This is a genomic window from Leisingera aquimarina DSM 24565, from assembly GCF_000473165.1.
Lineage (GTDB): Bacteria > Pseudomonadota > Alphaproteobacteria > Rhodobacterales > Rhodobacteraceae > Leisingera > Leisingera aquimarina.
In genome coordinates this window covers 4046030-4068713 of sequence record NZ_KI421504.1, presented here as the reverse complement: position 1 = coordinate 4068713, position 22684 = coordinate 4046030, and the positions used below count along the sequence as shown (strand labels likewise).

General features: G+C 61.8%; 20 protein-coding genes and 1 pseudogene. 8 read left to right on the top strand and 13 right to left on the bottom strand.

What is annotated here, in order from left to right; all coding sequences use genetic code 11:
• Nucleotides 1-63: 63 nt before the first annotated feature.
• The 8 genes from pal (at nt 64) to folD (ending at nt 8666) form a co-directional block, all read left to right on the top strand.
• Complete coding sequence (gene pal / locus AQUI_RS0124465) at nt 64-573, top strand: peptidoglycan-associated lipoprotein Pal (RefSeq protein WP_027259881.1); 510 nt, start codon at nt 64-66, stop codon at nt 571-573.
• 4 nt (nt 574-577) lie between these two features.
• Nucleotides 578-1405, top strand: coding sequence for a tol-pal system protein YbgF (gene ybgF, locus AQUI_RS0124460; protein WP_027259880.1), 828 nt, complete (start codon nt 578-580; stop codon nt 1403-1405).
• Nucleotides 1402-2655 carry a tRNA lysidine(34) synthetase TilS gene (gene tilS, locus AQUI_RS0124455; protein ID WP_027259879.1) on the top strand — a complete coding sequence of 418 codons (1254 nt, stop codon included), beginning with the start codon at nt 1402-1404 and terminating at the stop codon, nt 2653-2655. The genes ybgF and tilS overlap by 4 nt, the downstream gene beginning before the upstream one ends.
• A 78-nt stretch (nt 2656-2733) precedes the next feature.
• Nucleotides 2734-4647 (top strand): ATP-dependent zinc metalloprotease FtsH, encoded by a 1914-nt coding sequence (gene ftsH, locus AQUI_RS0124450; protein WP_027259878.1) that lies wholly within the window; start codon nt 2734-2736, stop codon nt 4645-4647.
• 274 nt (nt 4648-4921) lie between these two features.
• A complete protein-coding gene (locus AQUI_RS0124440; RefSeq protein WP_027259876.1) occupies nt 4922-5497 on the top strand; it encodes an MOSC domain-containing protein in 576 nt (191 codons plus the stop codon).
• Between the two features lie 188 nt (nt 5498-5685).
• Nucleotides 5686-7362, top strand: coding sequence for a formate--tetrahydrofolate ligase (locus tag AQUI_RS0124435; RefSeq protein WP_027256635.1), 1677 nt, complete (start codon nt 5686-5688; stop codon nt 7360-7362).
• Between the two features lie 59 nt (nt 7363-7421).
• Nucleotides 7422-7727 carry a chorismate mutase gene (locus tag AQUI_RS0124430; protein WP_027256634.1) on the top strand — a complete coding sequence of 102 codons (306 nt, stop codon included), beginning with the start codon at nt 7422-7424 and terminating at the stop codon, nt 7725-7727.
• 48 nt (nt 7728-7775) lie between these two features.
• Nucleotides 7776-8666 carry a bifunctional methylenetetrahydrofolate dehydrogenase/methenyltetrahydrofolate cyclohydrolase FolD gene (gene folD / locus AQUI_RS0124425; RefSeq protein WP_027256633.1) on the top strand — a complete coding sequence of 297 codons (891 nt, stop codon included), beginning with the start codon at nt 7776-7778 and terminating at the stop codon, nt 8664-8666.
• A gap of 152 nt (nt 8667-8818) precedes the next feature.
• Here the strand turns inward: folD and AQUI_RS0124420 are convergent, their stop codons facing one another.
• The 13 genes and pseudogenes from AQUI_RS0124420 to AQUI_RS0124355 all read right to left on the bottom strand — a co-directional run bounded on the left by AQUI_RS0124420 (nt 8819) and on the right by AQUI_RS0124355 (nt 22684).
• Nucleotides 8819-9226, bottom strand: coding sequence for a PaaI family thioesterase (locus AQUI_RS0124420; protein WP_027259875.1), 408 nt, complete (start codon nt 9224-9226; stop codon nt 8819-8821).
• A gap of 74 nt (nt 9227-9300) precedes the next feature.
• Nucleotides 9301-9951 (bottom strand): ligase-associated DNA damage response endonuclease PdeM, encoded by a 651-nt coding sequence (gene pdeM / locus AQUI_RS0124415; protein WP_027259874.1) that lies wholly within the window; start codon nt 9949-9951, stop codon nt 9301-9303.
• Nucleotides 9952-9984: 33 nt separating this feature from the next.
• Nucleotides 9985-11189: pseudogene (locus AQUI_RS0124410) on the bottom strand (IS3 family transposase).
• A 115-nt stretch (nt 11190-11304) separates the two neighbouring features.
• On the bottom strand, nt 11305-13722 hold the full coding sequence (locus tag AQUI_RS0124400) for a ligase-associated DNA damage response DEXH box helicase (RefSeq protein WP_027259872.1): 2418 nt from the start codon (nt 13720-13722) through the stop codon (nt 11305-11307).
• Between the two features lie 96 nt (nt 13723-13818).
• On the bottom strand, nt 13819-15126 hold the full coding sequence (locus AQUI_RS0124395) for an ATPase (protein WP_027259871.1): 1308 nt from the start codon (nt 15124-15126) through the stop codon (nt 13819-13821).
• 152 nt (nt 15127-15278) lie between these two features.
• Nucleotides 15279-15776 (bottom strand): prepilin peptidase, encoded by a 498-nt coding sequence (locus tag AQUI_RS0124390; protein WP_027259870.1) that lies wholly within the window; start codon nt 15774-15776, stop codon nt 15279-15281.
• Nucleotides 15777-15779: 3 nt separating this feature from the next.
• Nucleotides 15780-16628, bottom strand: a complete 849-nt coding sequence (locus AQUI_RS0124385) for a tetratricopeptide repeat protein (protein ID WP_027259869.1) — start codon at nt 16626-16628, stop codon at nt 15780-15782.
• A 29-nt stretch (nt 16629-16657) separates the two neighbouring features.
• Nucleotides 16658-17248, bottom strand: a complete 591-nt coding sequence (locus AQUI_RS0124380; RefSeq protein WP_027259868.1) for a tetratricopeptide repeat protein — start codon at nt 17246-17248, stop codon at nt 16658-16660.
• A gap of 12 nt (nt 17249-17260) precedes the next feature.
• Entirely contained in the window at nt 17261-18232 is a 972-nt protein-coding gene (locus AQUI_RS0124375; RefSeq protein ID WP_027259867.1) for a type II secretion system F family protein, read from the bottom strand.
• A 10-nt stretch (nt 18233-18242) separates the two neighbouring features.
• Complete coding sequence (locus tag AQUI_RS0124370) at nt 18243-19211, bottom strand: type II secretion system F family protein (RefSeq protein ID WP_027259866.1); 969 nt, start codon at nt 19209-19211, stop codon at nt 18243-18245.
• A complete protein-coding gene (locus AQUI_RS0124365; RefSeq protein ID WP_027259865.1) occupies nt 19211-20647 on the bottom strand; it encodes a TadA family conjugal transfer-associated ATPase in 1437 nt (478 codons plus the stop codon). Before AQUI_RS0124365 ends, AQUI_RS0124370 begins: the two co-directional genes overlap by 1 nt.
• 23 nt (nt 20648-20670) lie before the next feature.
• Nucleotides 20671-21900, bottom strand: a complete 1230-nt coding sequence (locus AQUI_RS0124360) for a CpaE/TadZ family protein (RefSeq protein WP_027259864.1) — start codon at nt 21898-21900, stop codon at nt 20671-20673.
• Nucleotides 21901-22054: 154 nt separating this feature from the next.
• Nucleotides 22055-22684 (bottom strand): OmpA family protein, encoded by a 630-nt coding sequence (locus AQUI_RS0124355; RefSeq protein ID WP_027259863.1) that lies wholly within the window; start codon nt 22682-22684, stop codon nt 22055-22057.

Sequence of the window (22684 nt, the reverse complement as noted above, 5' to 3'; positions counted from 1 at the left end):
TAGAACCACCCCCGGGCTTATGCTAGTTTCGGGTCAAGAAACGCAAAGGGATAGGCAGACGATATGAGCGGATTGAAATTGGCAATGGCGGCGGTGGCCGTTCTGGGGCTGACAGCCTGCAGCAGCAACCCATGGAACGACGATTTGAACGGCGGCGGGGCCGGGGCAGGCGGTGCTGGCGCCGGCGCTGGCGCGCTGGATCCGGCCAGTCCGGCCTATTTCCAGCAGACCGTGGGCGACCGGGTGCTGTTTGCAATCGACCAGTCCACCCTGTCGCCTGCGGCCCAGGCAACGCTGCAAGGCCAATCGCAATGGCTGGCCCGCAACGCCGATTATGTGGTCACTATCGAAGGGCACGCGGACGAGCAGGGCACCCGCGAATACAACCTAGGCCTGGGGGCGAAACGCGCCAATGCAGCCCGCGAATACCTGATGTCCCAAGGAGTCGCCGGCAGCCGCATCAAGGTGGTAAGCTTCGGCAAGGAACGCCCGCTGGAAATCTGCTCGGACGAGGTCTGCTATTCCAAGAACCGCCGCGCGGTGACGGTGCTGGCAGGCGGGTTGACGGGGTAACGCCATGAAACCTTTGCGCATTGCGCTTTTGGCCACTGTACTGCTGCTGCCGTTGCCGCTGGCCGCCCAGGATCCGCAGACCCTCGCGGACATCCGCCAGGAGCTGACAGTTCTGCATATCGAGATCCAGCGGCTGAAGCGGGAACTGTCGACCACTGGTGCGCCCTCGGCGGAACTTTCGGGCAATACCGTTCTGGACCGGGTCGGTGCGATTGAAAGCGAGCTGCAGCGGCTGACCCTGCAGACCGAGGAGATGGGCCACCGGATCGACCGGATTGTCACCGATGGCACCAACCGGATCGGCGATCTGGAATTCCGGCTGGTCGAGCTGGAAGGCGGCGACATCGGCGCCTTGGGCGAAACAACAACCCTGGGCGGCGGCGAGCTGCCGATTGCCGGTGCAGGCGCTGTTGCAGCTGCTGAGGACAGCCCGGCCAGCGGCGAGCTGGCAATTGGCGAGCAGGCGGATTTCGATGCCGCTGAAAAGCTGCTGTCCGAAGGGCTGTATCAGGATGCGGCGGAGAAGTTCGCGGCGTTCAATCAGGTCTATCCGGGCAGCCCGCTGGCGCCGGCCGCCGAATTCAGCCGCGGCAAGGCACTGGATGGTCTCGGTGACACCCGCGAGGCGGCGCGGGCCTATCTGGCGGCCTTCACCGGTAATTCTGCCGGTCCGGTGGCCCCCAAGGCGCTGCTTGAGCTGGGCTCGGCGCTGGGCCGCCTTGGTCAGACCGATCAGGCCTGCGTCACGCTGACCGAGGTCGGTGTGCGCTTTCCGGGTGCTGCAGAAGAGGCCGAGGCCTCGGCGGAAATGGCCAAGCTGGGCTGTTCTTGACGGGCGCGCGGCAAAATATCCTGCCCCTGGTGCGGAGCCAGTTCCGCTCCGCCCTTCCTGACCGGCTGGGGATTGCGATTTCCGGCGGCGGTGATTCGATGGCGCTGATGCATCTGCTGCACGATTGTTTCACCAACGGCGAAGTGGCGCTGTTTGCCGCCACTGTGGACCACGGGTTGCGCCCGGAATCAGCGGCAGAGGCCGAGGCCGCGGGAGCGGCAGCAGCCCGGCTTGGCATCAGTCACGAGGTGTTGCGCTGGGAGGACGGCCCCCAGGAAGGCAATTTGCAGAATCAGGCCCGTGACGCGCGGTACGACCTGCTGACCGGCTGGGCGCAGCGCCACTGCATTCCGGTGCTGGCACTGGGCCACACCGCCGATGATCAGGCTGAAACGGTGCTGATGCGGATGGCGCGCGCCTCGGGTGTGACCGGGCTGTCGGGCATGGCAGAGCGGCGTACGCACAACGGTGTGACGCTGCTGCGGCCGCTGCTGGATGTGACCCGCTGCGAATTGCGCGACTATCTGCAAACCCGCGGCATCGCTTGGTCTGAAGACCCGAGCAACGAGGATACCAGGTTCGAGCGGGTCAGGGTGCGCCGGGCGCTTGAGGAACTTGCGCCGCTGGGGCTGACCGCTGCTGTTTTGGCTAAGATTGCCCGCAATATGGCCAAAGCCCGTGAAGCACTGGATTGGTATGTGTTTCTTGCCGCCCGCGACCTGGCCCATGTGCAGGCGGGGGCGGTTGTTCTGTGTCAGCGCAAATTTCGCACTTTGCCCAGTGAAATCAGCCATCGGCTGCTGGTGCGGGCCTTTCAGTGGATTTCCGGCACCGCTTACCCGCCGCGGCGGGTCCCGATGGAAAAAGCCGTTCTGGCGGCCCGCAGCGGCGGATCGGCCACATTGGCGGGCTGCCGTCTGGTCACTACCAGCAAACAGATATGGATCTGCCGTGAATATAATTCCGTGCGCGGGGAGGCGTCCCGGCCGGGGCAGGCCTGGGACAGAAGATGGGAAGTTTATGGCGCCGACGCAAAGGGTTGCGAGGTTCGTGCGCTAGGCCAAAAGGGGCTGCAACAGTGCCCGGACTGGCGTGCCACCGGGGTGCCGGGTGCCGTTCTGCAGGCCACTCCCGCGGTATGGCAGGGCCGGGAATTGGCGGCTGCACCAGCGGCTGGATTCGCCAATGGCTGGTCAGCGGAATTGGCTGGAACCGAAGAAGAGTTCTTTGCATCCCTTTTATCGCATTGAACCTGCCCGAATGATCCTTATTTTAAGCACAACGCAGGCGGCCCGTGTGGCGCGCCTATCTGATAGGGAGAACTTTCCTTGGGCAACGCTCGCAATATCGCCTTCTGGGTTGTTCTGTTTCTGCTGATTCTGGCGCTGTTCAATTTGTTCAGCGGTTCCGGCAGCACGATGCAGAGCCGTGAACGCACTTTCTCGGACTTCGTCAGCTCGGTTGAGACCGGCAAGGTCAGCACCGTCACTTTGGACGGGGAGCAGGTGCGCTACACCACGACCGATGGGCAGAATTATGTCACCATCAAACCGGCCGATGCTGAAGTCACTGCGCTTCTGATCGACAAGAACATTCCGGTACGCGCCGAAAAACAGCAGCAGTCGGGCTTTCAGTCCTTCCTGATCACGCTGCTCCCTTTCATTCTGTTGATTGGCGTCTGGATCTATTTCATGAACCGGATGCAGGGCGGCGGCAAAGGCGGCGCCATGGGCTTTGGCAAGTCCAAGGCCAAGATGCTGACCGAAAAGCATGGCCGGGTGACCTTTGACGATGTGGCCGGCATCGATGAAGCCAAGGAAGAGCTGGAAGAGATCGTGGAATTCCTGCGCAACCCGCAGAAATTTTCGCGCCTCGGTGGCAAGATCCCCAAGGGCGCGCTGCTGGTGGGCCCTCCGGGCACTGGTAAAACGCTTCTGGCCCGCGCCATCGCAGGCGAGGCCGGGGTGCCGTTCTTCACCATTTCAGGTTCCGACTTTGTGGAAATGTTTGTCGGCGTTGGTGCCTCCCGTGTGCGCGACATGTTCGAGCAGGCGAAGAAAAACGCGCCCTGCATCGTCTTTATCGACGAGATCGACGCCGTCGGCCGCCATCGCGGCGCAGGCTATGGCGGCGGCAACGATGAACGCGAACAGACGCTCAACCAGCTGCTGGTCGAAATGGACGGCTTTGAGGCCAATGAGGGCGTGATCATTCTGGCGGCGACCAACCGCAAGGACGTTCTGGACCCGGCGCTGCTGCGCCCTGGCCGCTTTGACCGCAACGTGACTGTTGGCAACCCCGACATCAAAGGCCGCGAAAAGATCCTGGGCGTGCATGCCCGCAAGACTCCGCTGGGCCCGGATGTGGACCTGCGCATCATCGCTCGCGGCACGCCTGGTTTCTCGGGTGCGGATCTGGCCAACCTGGTCAACGAGGCCGCGCTGATGGCCGCCCGTGTCGGCCGCCGCTTTGTGACCATGGAAGATTTCGAATCGGCTAAGGACAAGGTGATGATGGGGGCTGAGCGCCGCTCGATGGTGCTGACCCAGGATCAGAAGGAAAAGACCGCCTATCATGAAGCTGGCCACGCGGTTGTCGGCCTGAAACTGCCGGAATGCGATCCGGTCTACAAGGCGACAATCATTCCGCGCGGTGGCGCGCTGGGGATGGTTGTGTCCCTGCCGGAAATGGACCGGCTGAACTGGCACCGCGATGAATGCCAGCAGAAGCTGGCCATGACGATGGCGGGCAAGGCGGCTGAAGTGATCAAATACGGCGAAGATCATGTGTCCAATGGCCCGGCCGGCGATATCCAGCAGGCCAGCCAATTGGCCCGCGCCATGGTGATGCGCTGGGGGATGTCCGACAAGGTTGGCAATATTGATTATGCAGAAGCGCATGAAGGCTACTCGGGCAATACGGCCGGCTTCTCGGTCTCGGCCCATACCAAGGAGATGATCGAGGAAGAAGTCAAAAGCTTCATCCAGTCAGGCTATGACCGCGCCTTTCAGATCCTGACCGACCATCACGATGAATGGGAACGCTTGGCGCAGGGGCTGTTGGAGTACGAGACGCTGACCGGTGACGAGATCAAACGCGTCATGAACGGTGAACCTCCGCAGGCGGGCGATGACGAGGACAACGGTGAGGACCCGGGCAATGCTTCGGTCACCGCAATTCCCAAGGCCAAGCCGAAAAAATCCCCGCCGGAAGGCGGCATGGAGCCTGAGCCGACGGCTTAAGGATTCAGATCTGAAAATGAAACGTCCCGGAAGCCGGTTGCGGTTTCCGGGACGTTTGTTTTTTGGAAGGGAGGCGGGGGCCGCGGCAGGCAGCAAAGCTGCCTGCCGCGGCCCCCGCCTGGATCGGATCGCATTGGCGATCCGATCCTTTGGCCGGCTGCGCCATTCCCTCGTCCGGAAACAAAGGGGTAGCAGGCGCTTTCGCGCTGGCAACCTTTGCCAAAGCGTGTAGCCTCCGCCGGGATTGATTAAATTTCAGCAGGAGAAACAGGCAATGCCGGTATTACGGGACAGCGGGTTCAAGGGCGAAATCACATGGCTGGGCATGGTTCTGGCCGGCGATAGTCTGCAGTCCGAGCCGTCTGACCGGTTGCGCTTGGGGTTTTGCGGCATTGCCGGTGAACGCCACGAAGGGGAGAACCGCGCCTCCTGCGTGCGGGTCCGTAATCTCTATCCGGAAGGCACCGAAATCCGCAATGTCCGCCAGCTGACAATTTTGTCCGAGGAAGAGATGGCGCTGATCGCGGCGGATATGGGAATGGAGCGTCTCGATCCTGCTTATTTGGGCGCCACAATCATCCTTCGCGGCATCCCGGACTTTACCTTTGTGCCGCCTGGATCCCGGTTGCAAGGACCGGACGGAGTGACCTTGACTGTTGACATGGAAAACCGGCCTTGCGTTCTGCCAGGGCGGGAGATTGAAAATGATCACAGCGGATATGGCGTCCGGTTCAAGCCGGCCGCAAAGAATCGCCGGGGAATCACCGCCTGGGTAGAACGGCCGGGAAGTCTGTCTCTGGGCGGCGAATTCACCCTTTTTGTGCCGGATCAACGTGCCTGGGCGCCGTGAGTTCCTTCTTTTAGGGGAAAGCGTTTCCTTTAAGGAACCGTGCTGGGGGCTGCGAGTGGCCCTACGCCGCTTCAAGGCAGGATAATGTCGGAAATCAAGCGCGTGATTTGCCGCATATTGGCTAAGTCTATCGCGAAACCGGCATTTGTTTGCCGGCGATCGTATGCAAACTCAGCAGGAACTTTGCCATGAGCTACAAGAGTGACATCGAGATTGCGCGTGAAGCGCAGAAGAAGCCGATCCAAGAGATTGGTGCGAAGATCGGGATTTCGGACAGCGATCTGCTGCCCTACGGCCACGACAAGGCAAAGGTGTCTCAGTCCTTCATCAACTCGGTGCAGGGCAAAGAAGACGGCAAGCTGATCCTGGTGACTGCGATCAACCCGACGCCTGCGGGCGAAGGCAAGACCACCACCACCGTGGGTCTGGGCGACGGTCTGAACCGGATCGGCAAGAACGCGATGATCTGTATCCGCGAGGCGTCCTTGGGCCCGAACTTCGGCATGAAGGGCGGCGCGGCCGGCGGCGGTTATGCGCAAGTGGTGCCGATGGAGGAAATGAACCTCCACTTCACCGGCGACTTCCACGCCATTACCTCGGCGCATTCGCTGCTGTCGGCAATGATCGACAATCACATCTACTGGGGCAATGAGTGCGAGATCGACACCCGCCGCGTCGCATGGCGCCGTGTGGTCGACATGAACGACCGCGCCCTGCGCACCATCACCGCGTCCCTGGGCGGCGTCTCCAACGGGTTCCCGCGCGAAGCCGGTTTTGACATCACCGTGGCCTCGGAAGTGATGGCGATCCTGTGCCTCGCGAACGACCTCAAGGACCTGGAAAAACGCCTGGGCGACATCATCGTGGCCTACCGCCGCGACAAGACCCCGGTCTACTGCCGCGACATCAAGGCAGAGGGCGCAATGACCGTTCTGCTGAAGGACGCGATGCAGCCGAACCTGGTGCAGACCCTGGAAAACAACCCGGCGTTTGTGCATGGCGGCCCGTTTGCCAACATCGCCCACGGCTGCAACTCGGTTATTGCCACCAAGACCGCGCTGAAAGTCGCTGACTATGTGGTGACTGAGGCAGGCTTTGGCGCCGATCTGGGTGCCGAGAAGTTCATGAACATCAAATGCCGCAAGGCAGGCATTGCTCCTTCGGCGGTGGTTCTGGTTGCCACCGTGCGGGCGATGAAAATGAACGGCGGCGTGGCCAAGGCGGACCTCGGCGCCGAGAACGTCGACGCGGTCAACGCAGGCTGTGCCAACCTCGGCCGCCACATCGAGAACATCAAATCCTTCGGGGTGCCGGTGGTGGTTGCGATCAACCACTTTGTCACCGACACCGATGCCGAAGTGGACGCTGTCAAAGCCTACGCCGCCACCCATGGCGTCGAGGCGGTTCTGTCGCGCCACTGGGAGCTGGGCTCGGAAGGTTCTGCTCCGCTGGCCGAGAAAGTTGTGGAAATCGTCGATGCAGGCCAGGCCAACTTTGCGCCGATCTACCCGGACGAGATGTCGCTGTTCGACAAGATCGACACCATCGCCAAGCGCATCTACCGCGCCGACGAGGTGCTGGCGGACAACAAGATCCGCAACCAGCTGAAGGAATGGGAAGATGCGGGCTACGGCAACCTGCCGGTCTGCATGGCGAAGACCCAGTATTCCTTCTCGACCGACCCGTCCCTGCGCGGCGCACCCACCGGCCATTCGGTTCCGGTGCGTGAGGTCCGCCTGTCAGCGGGTGCCGGCTTCATCGTCGCGGTCTGCGGCGAGATCATGACCATGCCGGGCCTGCCGCGCAAACCGGCGTCGGAAACCATCCGTCTGAATGACGACGGCCAGATCGAAGGCTTGTTCTAAACGGCGATATGCGACATTCACGGCCCGGGACCCATCCTGGGCCGTGAGAGTTTTAAGACATGAGCACACGCACCCCGCCAGATGCCTGCAGCGATATGGCCAGCCTCCGGCTTCAGATCGATCATCTGGACCGGGAGCTGGTGGCGCTGCTGGCGGAACGGGCCGGCTACATTGACCGGGCGATTGCGCTGAAGCAGGCAAACGGCTGGCCGGCGCGGATCCCGGAACGGGTTGAAGACGTGGTCATGAAGGCCCGCGCCGCCGCTGAGAGCCAGGGGCTGGACCCTGATCTGATCGAGCGCCTGTGGCGGCAGCTGGTGGAGTGGTCGATTGCCCGCGAGGCGCGGGTGATCCGTGAGGAATAGGCAGGCGCCAGGGGCGATCCGGGCCTGCGGCAAAGAGGAAGAGATCAAATGGCAGCAACTCTGATTGACGGCAAGGCCTTTGCGGCCAAGGTGCGCGGCCAGGTGGCCGAACACGTGGCGCGGCTGAAAGAAGAAAACGGCATCACCCCGGGCCTCGCCGTGGTTCTGGTGGGCGAAGATCCGGCCTCCCAGGTCTATGTGCGCTCCAAGGGCAAGCAGACCGTCGAGGTCGGCATGAACTCGGTTGAGCACAAGCTGGATGCGGACACCTCGGAAGCGGATCTGCTGGCGGTGGTTGAGCAGCTGAACAACGACCCCTCGATCCACGGCATTCTGGTGCAGCTGCCGCTGCCGAAGCATATGAACGAGGATCTGGTGATCAACTCGATCGCGCCGGAAAAGGACGTGGACGGCTTCCACATCTCCAATGTGGGCCTGTTGGGCACTGGCCAGAAATCGATGGTGCCCTGCACGCCGCTGGGCTGCCTGATGATGCTGCGCGACCACCATGGGTCGCTGTCGGGCATGGATGCGGTTGTGATCGGCCGTTCCAACATCGTCGGCAAGCCGATGGCGCAATTGCTGCTGGGCGACAGCTGCACCGTGACCATCGCGCATTCGCGCACCAAGGACCTGCCGGATGTTGTGCGCCGCGCCGACATCGTTGTGGCCGCCGTGGGCCGTCCGGAAATGGTGCCGGGCGACTGGATCAAGGAAGGCGCCACGGTGATTGACGTCGGCATCAACCGGATCGAGCGCGACGGCAAGACCAAGCTGGTGGGCGACGTCGATTTTGCCTCTGCAGCCGAACGCGCCGGCGCCATCACCCCGGTGCCGGGCGGCGTCGGCCCGATGACCATCGCCTGCCTTCTGGCCAATACCGTCACCGCCTGCTGCCGCGCCAACGGTCTGAAAGAGCCCGAAGGCCTGACCGCCTGAAACCGCGCCGCACAACAGCATTGGCTGAGATTACCTGCTCCCGCCGGACGCCTCCGGCGGGAGTATTTGTTCTAAGATAGAAAAAGGGCGGGGCGTTTCTTCTGGAGCCTGGCTGAGCCTCTGTGAAAACGTGAAGAACGCGGGTCCGTTCCTCAGGACGCGACAGGAACCATCGTGCCCTGGAGGATGGCAATCAGCTTTTCCTGGCTGCCCTGCAGCGCGTGGACCTCAGCTGTGACGATGACCAGCCGACGCCCTGGTTTGATGACCTTGCCGGTCGCCCGCAACGAGTCCCCGGCACCCGGCGCCAGCAGGTTGATCTTCATCTCAGCTGTCATCACTTCGCTGTCTTCCGGCATTTTTGTCAGAGCCGCATACCCGGCAGCGGTGTCGCCGATTGCAAAGCTCAGTGCAGCATGAGCCGCATCGTGCTGCTGGCGGCTGCCGGGCAGGATCGGCGCAGTGATCACCACTTCGCCATCCGAGACGCTTTCGATATTTGCCCCCAGGGTTTGCATCATGCTTTGCCTGGCGAAACTGCTGCGGATGCGGTGTTCCATTTCGAATGTCCTTCTTTTGCTGAGGTCAAGCATAGAAGAAGAGAGACGATCCCATGGCGGTGACGCTGCGCCACTTAGCGGGGCATCGGTATGGGCAGGGCTTGCGGACCGGTCAGAATGGCCAAAGCATTCGGCGCCATCAATGATGTAAGGGCCGGATCGGTGCTGCGCAACCCGCCGGTATAGGTGCCGAATGCCGGCAGGATCAGGCGGGAGGCGTCCAGCAGGAAACAGGGGCGTGAATTGCTGCGGACGCGGGCCTTGGGATGGTAGTGGCCGGAGATTTCTGCCGTTGCCGGCGGATCAGCAATGTGGCGGAAGGTGAGGGGGCCAACCCGCAAGTCCGCCAGATGCTCCCCGCCTCGACTGGTGGGGGCGGGGTCGTGGTTTCCCTCGATCCAGATCCAGCGGCGGTTTTGCATCAGGTCTTGGGTTTGGTTCCTTTCCAGGGCCGGCAATGCTGTGGCTGCGGCATCATCGTCGAAACTGTCGCCGAGGCAAACCACGGTTGCCGGGTCGAGGTCTGCGACCAGTCTCTCAAGGCGGTTGAGTGTGTCACGGCCTTCGTAAGGGGGCAGGGCACTGCCGCCGCGCCGCGCATGGCGTTCGGATTTTCCCAGATGCAGGTCGGAAACGCAAAGCAGCCGGTGCTCGGCCCACCAGAGCGCACCAGCGCCGAGCGCGGTGAGGTGGGCGCCTGCAAGAGTGAAATCAAATCCAGTCATGCTGTGTGATCCAGCCCCCGTTTAACCGGACACCTAAGCGGTTTCGGTTTTGGCTCTAATGAACTCGCGGGGCGAGCGCCATATCAAGCCGGAATGCGGATGGTTTTCGGTATAGTCTTCGATCCGTTTTCCTATCAATGACAGAACAGTTTCAGCGTTAGGCAGTGGATTGACCCGGACGCAGTCTCGCTTCAGCGTTTTCACAAAAGCTTCTGACATGCCGTCGGACTGCGGGCTGGCGGCCGGTGTGAAGCAGGGCTTCGAGCCGAGCTGGCGGGCAAAGATGCGGGTGCCCTTCGCCGTGTAAGCGCTGCCGTTGTCGGAGAGCACCTCGATCACCTCGGGCGCGCGGTATGTGCCCAAGCGTTTCTCGACAGCCTCCAGCAGCATGTCACGCACATCCGAGCCGCGGATCCCGGCATTTGCCACGGCGCGCCAGGAGATGATCTCGCGGCCATGGGCATTGATCAGGAAGGCTGCCCGGATGACATTGCCATTCCAGCAGGTGAATTCCACCCCATCGCTGCACCAGCGCAAGTTCGAGCGCATCATCACGGCCTTGCCGTCATGGCGGCGCTCGGGCCGGTCGAACCCGGATCGCTGCAACAGCAGGTTGTTGTTTTTCATGATGCGATCGACGCGCTTGCGGTTCACAGGCGCGAGCCCTGCGGTCCTGAGTTCCCGGTTCAGAACCGCCGTAATCCGGCGGCAGCCATAGGTCGGGCGCTTTGCCACCAGCCGTTCGATATGCGGCGTCGCGCTCCCACTCAGCCGTTTGTGCAGGTTCGAGCGGGACACGCCCAAAGTTTCAGTGACGGCTTTCATGGCAAATCGTCCCGTTTCAGCGACTGCGCAAGCAAGGCCGGTTTTTTTAACCGTGACTTGTCGAGCGCTTCCTTCAGGATCTCGACTTCAAGCGTTTTGCGCCCGAGCTGGCGTTCGAGCTCCCGGATGCGAGCCTCCATCTCCCGCACCGTCTTGTTGACCCCTCTCGGCAGATTTGGCTTTACCAAATCGCCTGCCGGTCAGCGGGTGACACTGTCGTCTCCTGTCACGGCGGTACTGCCCCCCTTCAAGCATCAGTTTGCGCCAACGATACTGCAGATTGGGCGCCACGCCATTGCGCCGCGCAACGGCGGAAATGCTCTCGCCGTCATACAAGGTCTCTTCCACGATCCGCAGCTTATCAGCCGCAGACCAGCGCCGCGACGGCGGCCGCCGTCGGTGATGATTTCAATCTCAGACGCATGTGCTTAAGGTTCTCCTTAAGCCTCCAGGCTCAGGCCGAGGTGTCCGGTCGAAAAGGGGGCCAGTTCACTGTAGTCTTAGACGTGCGGGCTGAACAGGCAAGCGCTATTGCACCAGCCGGTCCAGACCGGATTGCCGCATCAGCGCTTCGGCCTCGCGTTGCAGCAGCTTTTCCTCGGCGGCGCCCTTGACCGGAACCTTGCCAACCTCCAGCAAGAGCGGCGCTGCGAGCGGAGAGATCCGGTCCAGCGGCCGCAGAGTGATCCTGCCGTTGATCCGCGCCAGCATCTGTTCGATGCGGCCAAAGTCCACCAGCCCGCGCAGGGCTTCGTCGCGGGTGATGCCTATCAGCAGGTGGTCCGGGTCGTATTTCCTGAGCGTGTCATAGAGGATGTCGGAGGAGAATGCCGCCTGGCGCCCGTTCTTGCGTTGCCCGGGCGAGTTGCGTTCAATCAGCCCGGCGATGGTCGCCGCGCCGCGGAAGGCGCGTTTCATCACCGCGTTGCCGGCCAGCCATCCCTCCAGCCCTGCGCGCAGGGCCGTGACATCGAACAGCGGGCCCGGGTCTGTCAGCGGCTCCAGCCCCCAGATCAAAGTGGCGTAGTCCGTCGAGACAAAGCCAAGCGGGTCGAGGCCGAGTTCTTCCATCCGCTTGGTCAGAAGCAGCCCCAGCGTTTGCTGTGCGTTGCGGCCGGCAAAGCCATAAATGCAGGCATGCTCGCGCCCGTCGTGGGGGAAGCTTTCGATCAGCAGCGACCCGGCGCGGGGAAGGTCCGAGACTTCGCGCTGCAGTTCCAGCCATTCGGCGGTGTGGCGGGGCAGGTTTGGCCAGCTATCCTGTTTGAACATCTCCAGGATGCGGGCGCTGAGCTGAGTGGAGGTGGCGAATTTGGTGCCGGAGAATACTGCGATCTTCGGTTTTCTTCCGGGGCAGCGGGTGACTTCGACAGTCATTTCGCGCAAGCCCTCGTATCGCACGGTCTGGCCGCCGATCAGGAAGGTGTCGCCGGGGGTGAGGGTGGCGGCAAAGGCTTCCTCGATCTCACCCAGAGGTTTGCCGCCGCGGCTGCGCTTCAGGCGAACCTTGATCAGGTCGGCGTCCTGAATGGTGCCCAGGTTCATGCGGATGCGTTGGGCGGCGCGCGGGTCGCGCAGCTGCCATTTGCCGTCCGGGCGTTGCAGCAGGCGCTGCCATTGGTCATAGGCTTTCAGCGCGTAGCCGCCGGTGGCACAGAAATCCAGACAGACATCGAAACCGGCGCGGGTGAGGGTGGCATAGGCGCCGGCGCTGGTTATTTCGGTGTAGAGTTCATCCGCAGAAAACGGCCCGGCGCAGGCTGCAATCAGGATGTGCTGGCAGAGGACATCGCGAGGAGCGGGGCCGCGCGCCTCGCCGTCCAGATCGCCTGCACGGACGGCGTCCAGCGCGGCACGGCATTCCACCACCTCGAACCGGTTGGCGGGCACCAGAAGCGCCTTGGAAGGCGCGTTGTAGCGGTGGTTGGCGCGGCCGATGCGCTGCACCAGACGCTTGACGTTCTTGGGCGCGCCGATCTGGACCACCAGGTCCACATCGCCCCAATCGATGCCAAGGTCCAGCGAGCCGGTGCAGACAATAGCGCGCAGTTCGCCGCGGACCATAGCAGCCTCGACCCGTTCGCGCTGGTCCCGGTCGAGCGAGCCGTGGTGGATCCCGATCGGGAGCGCGTCGTCATTGGCGAGCCAGAGATTGCGAAAGAAGATTTCGGCCTGGGCGCGGGTGTTGTGGAAGATCAGCGTGGTTTTATGTGCTTTGATCTGCTCCATCACCGCCGCGATGGCATAGGCCGCACCGCCGCCGGCCCAGGGCGGAGCCTCGTTGGTTTCCAGCATCCGGATGTCTGGGGCGGGGCCGGGGTCTGCCTGCACGATTTTGCAGGCGTCCGGGTGGCAGGCCAGATAGCTGGCAATGGCCTGCGGGTCGTCCACGGTAGCTGACAGGCCTACCCGGCGCAGATCAGGGCAGAGCGTTTGCAGCCGCGCCAAGGCCAGCATCAGCTGGTCGCCGCGTTTGCTTTCGGCCAGCGCATGGATTTCATCCACCACCACCCGCTTCAGCCCTTTGAAAGTGCGGGCCGCATCCTCGTAGGAGGTGAGCAGCGCCAGGCTTTCCGGTGTGGTCAGCAGAATATGCGGTGGATCGGCGCGCTGGCGCCGTTTGCGGGAGGAAGGTGTGTCGCCGGTGCGGTCGTCGATGCGGATGGGCAGGCCCATGTCCGTGACGGGCGTGCGCAGGTTGCGCTTGATGTCGGCAGCGAGGGCCTTGAGCGGCGAAATATAGAGTGTGTGCAGCCCGTCATGAAGACTTTCTGCCAGATCGGCGAGGGTGGGCAGGAAGCCGGCCATGGTCTTGCCGCTGCCAGTGGGCGCAATCAACAGGCTGGCCGGATCCCCGGCACATTCCAGCATGGTGTGTTGATGCGGGTGGATGGACCAGCCGCGGGCGGAAAACCAACTGTGAATGACCTTAGGAAGCTTCGTCATTCGTTCCTTTTAGGGGAAAGCCCAAAACTTTTCGAAAAGTTTTGGCAAGAGTTTTGAAAACTCTTGCTGCCGGAACCGGTTGAGCTAGTTGCCGGGTCACTTCACGATGTCTTCGTCCTTAACGAACATGTTGGCCCAGGCGCGGTCGATCAGCTCGGGGGACATCTGATAGGGGATGCCCTCAAACTCGCAGATCGCGATGATCTGATCGATCAGGAACACCGGCTGGTAGTTCGCATAGACGTTGTCGATCGCCGGGTATTTCTTTTTCAGCAGATGCACCAATGCGCCTTCGTCCAGCGGCATGCCTTTCTTGCGGGCCACCATGGCAAAGATCTTGAGGTAGTTTTCCTGGTCCGGCCCGTCGATCTTGATCTTGAAGAAGATCCGCCGCAAGGCTGCCTGATCGAAGATCTTGTTCGGGTGGAAGTTGGTGGAGAAGATCACCAGGGTGTCAAAGGGGACCTCGAATTTTTCACCAGACTGCAGCGCCAGGATGTCTTTGCTTTCTTCCAGCGGCACAATCCAGCGGTTAACCAGGGATTGCGGCGGTTCCGCTTGGCGGCCGAGGTCGTCGACGATGAAAATGCCGCCGGTGGACTTCAACTGCAAGGGCGCCTGATAGGTGCGGGCCGTGGGGTTGTAGACCAGGTCCAGCATGTCCAGCGACAGCTCGCCGCCGGTGATCACGGTGGGGCGCTGGCACATGACATAGCGTTCGTCGAACCGGCGGCGGCGGCGCAGGGCGTTGGGATCTTCGGGTTCCTGCGCGACTTCGGTATGGACGATAGGGTCATAGACCGTAATCACCTGGCCCGAGTATTCTATGGCGCGCGGCACATAGACGTGATCCCCCAGGGCGTCGCGGATGCCGTTGGAGATTGAAGATTTACCATTGCCCGGCGGGCCGTACATCAGGATCGAGCGGCCCGCGCTGACGGCGGGGCCGAGGTGGTCCAGCAGGCTGTTTGGCAGGATCAGATGCCCCATGGCATTGGTCAGCTGGTCGCGGGACACTTGGATGTTGCGGATTGATTGGCGTTTCACCTGCTCGCGGTAGACGTCCAGCGGGACCGGCATGGCCCCGAAGTACTCCGACTGGCTGAGCGCATCCAGCGCCCGCGATTTGCCCGCATCGGTCAGCTGGTAGCCCATCTCGTTGCCGCTGTTGGCGTTAAGCGTGCCGGTGGCCTCCAGCAGCTTTTGCTCGCGGGCGATGTCCACCAGTTCTTGGGTGACGGCGCCGGGCAGGCAAATTGCCTCGGCGATTTCGGTGACGTTCTCGACGTTTTTGCGGAAGATAGTCTTAAGCAGGATATCCCGCATCATCACAAGCGGCAGCTGCATCTGCGCCAGCCCCTTGGGGGCGGGAGGGGCCATCACGGTGAGGTTCTGCATGTTCATGGCGGTGCCTGTCCCTGAGATCGGATCCGTGCCCCGGCGGCCGGGGCGTTCAAGGAAACAGACTATTCAGGACTGTGGCAACAGCGGGGCAGAGCTGCAGCAATTCCGCGGAGGCAGCGGATTTCCGGTGCTGTTTTACGCAGCGCCGGCTGTCAGCTGCCGAACAGTGCCGCCAGCGCCAGATAAAGGGCCAGGGTGCCACCCAGGCACAGGCCCATCGGGAAGCTTTTTCCGGTGTTCCAGCTTTGCCATTGCGGCGCCAGACGGCGCAGGGGGGTGTATTTGGCGATCCGGTGGGCGGTGAACCCAGCCAGCAGGGTGGCAGCAAAGATGATCATCAACAGCCGCAAGTCGCCAAGCGCAAAGAACGGCGCAGCGGCGCCGGCAAATTTGGCGTCGCCCGCACCCACAGCGCCGGCAGCATAGAACAAGTAGCCCAGGCCGATGCCGACCGGCAAGTGCAGCAGGTGCCAGCCGTAATCGGCCCAGCTGGGCATCACGATCGCACCTGCAACAACATAGATCACGGCCAGCAAATCGACGGCCCAGTTGGGAATGCGCATGCCGCGCAGATCCGTCAGCGCAACCGTGTAGCACAACGGCAGCACAAAGGGCAGGAACCACAGGGCAGCATGGGCCGGGAACTGCATGGATCAGCCGTTCTCCAGCGCCGCCAGCGAGCGCGAAGCTTCTTCAAAATGCTGCGGGTGGGTCTCGATGGCTTCGCGCAGCAGGTTCTCGCCAATCTTGACGTCGCCCTGCTTTACAGCCGACAGCGCCAGCGTGTGCAGCAGCAGCGCGCGTTCAGTCTGATCCATCGGGATCACCGGCAGAGTGTAATTCCGCTGAGCGCCGCGGGCCAGAACCAGGTTGTTCTTGGCCGTGAACAGGCCGTGATTCTGGCGGATCGCCTCGCCGAACAGCCGTTCGGCGCCAGCAAAATCACCGCGTGTCAATTTGGAATAGCCCCAGTTATTCATAACCTTGGCAGGTTTTGTCGTCAGCCCGGTGGCAATTTCATAAAAGCTGTCGGCGCGCTTCCAGTCCTTGCCGGCATCGGCGACCACGGCCTCCAGCCGGTAGCGCTCATAGGTTTCGTGGGTGGGGGGGACCTGATCCAGCTCGGCCTTGGCCGCGTCCCATTCACCGCTCCGCACCAAAGCACCTGCCAACTGCACATGGTCTGCGCTGGTGGCTCCCTTCATTGACACCACTTTCTTCCAGGCGGCGGTGCCTTCGGTGGTGCGTTTGGCACGGATCAGGGAATGCGCCAGTCCGCGTTGCAGCTCAATCCGGTCCGGGCTGCTTTTCAAGGTGCGCTGGAAATGGGCGACCGCCTCATTCGGGTCGGCCACTGTCAGCATCACATCGTTGAGATTGCTCTCGTCGATGACGTTCACTTCCTGAAAGGCCCGTTCCACGGTTTCATCGGCTTTCTCCGCGCAAGCCGACAAGACCAGCGCCCCTGCCAGAGAAGCGAATAGAAATAACTGCTGGCGCATTGGTGCGTCCTTTTACTGCTCTGCCTCTGTCATGGTGCCTGGCTGATCAGGTAGCTGCCGCCGCCTTGCCGCACCAATTTATAATCTTGATTTTGAGGGTCAGTATGCGCAGGATTTTCAAGCTTTGCGAGGGCCAGCCTTAAATTATCGCGGATTGCGTCACTTTCGCCATTGCCAAGCGCATAGGCGCGCTGGAACACCTGTACCGCTTCGGCGGTTTTGCCGCGCTCCATCAGCACCACGCCCAGGTTGTTCATCGGTTCCGGCCAGGAGGCGTCCGCATCCACCGCCTGGCGCAGCAGCCCTTCTGCCTGGCCCAGCCGCCTGAGGCCTAGTTTGGCACTGCCCATTCCGGACAGAACCTCGGGCGTCAGCCCGTGGTCAAGTGCTGCGCGGGTGAAGGCGTCGAGGGCCAGTTCATGCTCGCCGGCCGCCATCAGCCGATGGCCGACCACCAGGCCGTCCTCTGCCTGCTGGCGGTGGTTGTCGCCTGGCGCCCAAGGGCTGCCCTTGTCCTGTTTCAGCCCGCCCGGCGTGCAAGCTGCCACCAGCGCAACAACGCTGGCGGCAGCAAAACCACGGCAGAAACGGGCAGGCCCGGCCCCTCCTGGTGCGTTCATGTTTCGGTTGCCTCAATTGCCCATGTTCATGATGCCCTGCACCGACGGGCCAACCAGTATGATCAGCAGCGGCGGGACTGTCAGGCCCATTGTGGCAAGGGTCATCTTCACGGGCAACTTGTTTGCGGCCTCTTCCGCGCGCATCACACGCTTATCACGCATTTCCCCGGCATAAACCCGCAGGGCGTCTGCGATCGAGGTGCCAAAGCTGGCGGACTGGATCATCACCGTGACAAAGGAGGAGACATCCTGCACCCCGCAGCGGGTGGCCATGTCACGCAGGACCTTGTCCTTTTCCTTGCCCGCTTTCATCTCATGCGCGACAACCTCGAATTCTTCGGCCAGATCCGGGAAAGAAGCGTGCAGCTCCTTGGCGACGCGGACAATCGCCTGGTCCAGCGACTGGCCGGCTTCGACACAGACCAGCATCATGTCCAGCGCATCCGGGAACCCTTCGGTGATCTTCTGCTTGCGCTCTTCGATGCGGCGGGTGATCCAGTATTTCGGCAGCATGTAACCGGCTGCGCCGGGCCCGATGATGCGGATCGCCATTTGCTGGCTGTCATAATCGATATCGGCCTTTAGCACGTAGACAAAGAACAGCCCCGCCAGCAGGCCCAGAATGCCCAGAGCAAACTGCAGGAAATGGAACAGGCGCACCGAGTCCTTGGAATGATACCCCGCCTGGCGCAGCTTCAGTTCCATCGCAGACAGTTCGTCTTCGTTCTGCGGTTCCAGAAAGCCCGCGAATTTTTGCAACTGCTCGTTGCGGTCGGCCTGGCGCAGCCGCTGCTTTTGCGGTTTGCTCCGGGTTTCGGGCGCCATGTTCTTTTGCAGCTTCTTAAGCGGGTCCTCGGGCTGGTTCAGAAGCAACGGAACCGCAAGCAGGATCATGAACAGCCCGGCAATGCCAAGCGCCAGGAGCGGGCCGAACTCGCCGAACTGCGATGTCAGGTAATCGTTTATTCCGGTCAGAAATTCCACGGTCCCCTCCTTACACTTTGATGTTGGTCAGCACGCGCATGACGATCAGATTGGCTGTCAGCATCACGCCCACCGCAAAACAGGCGGGGATGAACCAGGGATGGTCCAGCACGCCGTCATAGTAATTGGGGTCCTTGACTAGGATCCCGATCAGGCAGAACAGCGGGAAACCTGACAGGAATTTACCCGACCACTGAGCCTCGGCGGTGATCGCCTTGACCCGGCGGAACAGGCGGAAGCGGGCGCGGATCACCTTGGCCAGACCTGCCAGAACTTCGGCCAGGTTGCCGCCTGATTGCTGCTGGATGGTGACGGCAACGGCCAGAAAGCGCATGTCCTGCATGTCCAGCCGTTCCGCCATTTCCTTGAGCGATTCGCCGACATCGCGGCCATAGGCGCATTCATCGGAGATAATGCCGAACTCGGTCGCCAGGGGATCATCGACCTCATTGGCGACGATCTGCACCGCCGAGGTGAACGGATGGCCGACGCGCAAGCTGCGCACCATCAGTTCCACCGCATCCGGCAGCTGCTCTTCGATCATGGCCATCCGCTTGGCGGCTTTCTTATTGACCCAGAAGAACACCGCACCGACGCCGATGATGACCGACCCCAGGATCCGGACGGGCAGGGGGGCCGAAGTGCCGATGCTGAGGCCGGCAAAGGCCACCGCAGCCAGGGCAGCCATAATCAGGATCAGCTGTTTGGGCGAAAAGGCAATTGCAGCTTTCTGCGCACGTTCCGACAGCAGCGAATAGAGCGGGATCGTTTGCGACTTGGCATGCTGGCCCAGCTCCTTGCGCAGCTGCTCCAGCACCTGTTCGCGGTTGCCACCCTTCTCCATCATCTCCAGCCGGCGGTTCACCTTGCTGTTGAGACTGATCGATTTGCCGAAGGTGAACAGATACAGGCCTTCGACCAAGGCCAGAACCCCAAAGAAGATCGCGCCATAAATTAGCGGTTCGGCACTCAGTTGCATCAGCGTGCCTCCATCACGGTGGGCTCATAGATCGACGGCGGCAGATCAAAGCCCCAAAGGCGGAAGCGCTCAGAGTAGTGGCTGCGCACGCCGGTGGCAGTGAAATGGCCGATGATCTTGTTGTCCGGTGTCAGCCCGACCCGCTGGAAACGGAAGATTTCCTGCATCGAGATCACATCGCCCTCCATCCCGGTAATCTCGGTGATCGAGGTCATGCGGCGCGAACCGTCCTGCAGGCGGGAGGCCTGAACGATCAGGTTCACGGCCGAGGAGATCTGGCTGCGCACAGCCTTGATGGGCATTTCGATGCCTGCCATTGCAATCATGTTTTCCAGACGCGAAACGCCGTCGCGGGCCGAGTTGGCGTGGATCGTGGTCATCGACCCGTCATGGCCGGTGTTCATGGCTTGCAGCATGTCGATCACTTCTTCGCCGCGGGTCTCGCCGACGATGATGCGGTCAGGACGCATCCGCAGAGCGTTCTTCAGGCAGTCACGGGGGGAGACCTCGCCCTTGCCTTCAACGTTGGGCGGGCGGCTTTCCATCCGCCCCACGTGGGTCTGCTGCAGCTGAAGTTCCGCCGTATCCTCGATCGTCAGGATCCGTTCGGCATTGTCGATGAAACTAGACAGCGCGTTGAGCGTGGTGGTTTTACCCGAACCGGTACCGCCCGAAACAATGACGTTCAGCCGGGTCGAAACTGCGGCTTGCAGATAGGCGGCCATCTCTTCGGTGAAGGCGCCGAAATTCACCAGGTCGTCGATACCCAGCTTGTCTTTCTTGAACTTCCGGATCGACACTAGCGAGCCGTCCACCGCTACCGGCGGCACCATCGCATTAAAACGCGAGCCATCGGCGAGGCGGGCGTCCACATAGGGGTTGCTCTCATCGACACGGCGGCCCACAGCCGAGACAATCTTGTCGATGATCCGCATCAGATGCTTCTCATCCTTGAAGGTGATGTCGCTGATCTGCAGCTTGCCATCGCGTTCAACAAAAATCTGCTGCGGGCCGTTCACCAGGATATCGCTGACCGTTTCGTCCTGCAGCAGTGCCTCGAGCGGGCCAAGGCCGGTGACCTCGTCATACAGTTCCTTGTTCAGCTGCTGGCGGTCTTCGCGGTTCAGGACGATGCCTTTTTCCGCCAGGATCTCGGTTGCAATCGTGGCGATCTCGGATCGCAGCTCCGCCTCGCCTGCACGTTCCAGCGCGGCCAGGTTCAGGTTTTCCAGAAGCTCCCGGTGCAACTGGATCTTAATCTCGCCCAAGCGCTCCTTGCGCTTGCGGTCCTTATCCATCGGCTGCGCCTCGGCGGCCTTGCGCTGGACCGGCCGCCGCAGACTGGCAGCAGGCGCGGCAGCGGCCGTCGCAACCGCAACCGGCTCAGGTGCAGGCGCGGCAGATTTGGCCGCTTGTTTCTTGTACTTGGAAAACATCAACTCACCCCCGGTTAAGCCGCTTAGGCGGCTTCGGCTTCACTTCGGCCCAGTGCGTGCAGCGAGGCTGCAAGCTTGGCGATTTCTTTGCGCAAGGGGTTCTTCGCTGCCGAAACGGCCAGCGGCAGCCCGTGGTCGCAGCTCTGCAGAACCTGCTTGCCGCCATCGGGTAACTGCAGGTCGATAGAGATGCTAAGGGATTCGGCCATCCGTTTGACCCGGCTTTTGCCGGCAAGGTCGGTGAACTTCGGTGCCCGGTTCAGGGCAAAGCGCAGTTTCTCGAACGGCAGATCTTCGGACTGCAGCGCCCGTTTCATGCGCAGAGCGTTCTGTGCCGAGCGCATGTCCAGCTCGATCATCGCGAAGTAAACATGCGCCATGTTCAGAACGGTTTCAGACCATTGCACCAGCGTATGGGGCATGTCGACGACAACAAAATCGAAGTGGCTGCGCGCCATCCCGATCACCCGTGTGATATCCTCGGGCGACAGCAGATCCAGCGGCACCAGTTCGGACGGTGCCGTCAGAACCTGCAGCTTTTCCTGGAACGGCAGCAGTGCTTGGCCGAACAGATCCGCGTCCATGTTTTCAGTTTCGCTGAGCATTTCCATCACCACCTCGCGGCGGGGCAGGTCAAGGTAGGTCGAGACCGAACCGTGCTGCAGATCCAGATCCAGCAGGCACACTGTTGGTTCATCATGTTCGCTGAGCGCTGCAAGCTCCCAGGCCAGGTTGACAGCCATGGTGGTCGATCCGGTGCCGCCTGCCAGCCCGTGACAGACAATCACCGCGCCTTCGCGCTGGCTGCCGGACTGCAGCTGGTGCGGGTTCTGCGCGACTTCCGGTTCAGGTGCCTGCAGCCGTTCTATGGCAGCCTGCAGTTCCTGTTCAGGCAGCGGGTAGGGCACAAATTCGTCTGCGCCCTGGCGCAGCAGAGTATGCAGTGCCGCAGGGGTCACGTCTTCGGCGATCAGGATCACCTTGATACCGCGCGATTTCGCCTGGCTGATAATCTCTCCCATCAGCGGCAAATCGCCCTCATCGGCGCTGTCGATGGCCAGGGCGACAAACTGCAGCGGCTCTGCCTCAGTCTGGCCAAAGAAGGCCAAGGCCTCGGTAAAGCCCAGATCGCCCCAGGCCTCTCCCAGGATAGATTCCATGTCTTCGATAAGGAGGTCGAAATTCTGCACGTCCCGGCTGATCGTGCAGGCAACAATCGCAGGTGTGTCTGTTTGCGGCATTCCGCTGCTCATCGCCATCATCCTTGTTCACTTGGGCAGACCGGGCTTTGCGCACAGTCCGCCTCTTGGAAACAATGTCGGTGGCAATCTAGGCGATATTGGGGCCAAAAATCCCCAAATCTGGGGAATTGTTACTACTTCGTAACCAGCTGGCCGCGGCTTCTGCCTACTGCAGCGTGCGCTCCAGCGACTGCTGTTCGGTCAACGTGGTGGCGGGAACTGCGCTTTGCAGGTATTCGCGATAGACGATCTGGGCGTATTTGCCGTCCAGCACCGTCGGGTGGCGTTTCAGGAAACCGCTTACCTCAGTCACCGTCCGGCGGTTGCGGCGTTCGCGTTCAGGTGTCGGGATCAGCGGCTGGGTTTCGCCGTGTGAGACCACTGCTTCCAGCCGGCTGCGGCTGATGCCGCGCGAAACCAGGTAGTTCACAGCCGCGCGGGCCCGTCGCAGGCCGAGGGATTTGTTATAGGCATTGCTGCCGACCGCGTCGGTGTGGCCGAAAACGCGGAAGCGCACTTCGGGGAATTGCTTGATCCAAACCGCCTGGTTGTCCAGAACCGATCGCGCGGTCTGGTCCAGCCGGGCGCTGTCAAAATCAAAATTGATCGTCGTGGGCACTTCCTTGGCGAACCGGCTGGCCAATTGGATGGCAAAACTGCGTTCACCGCTCATTACAGCCGCATTGTTGAGGGTCGCCTCACCAAAGTCTCCTGAGCGGTTCAGCTCACGGCCGGCCTCCCGTTCGCAGGCGGCCACGGCCAGAAGAATGCCGAAAATTGCAGCGGTTCTGATCAT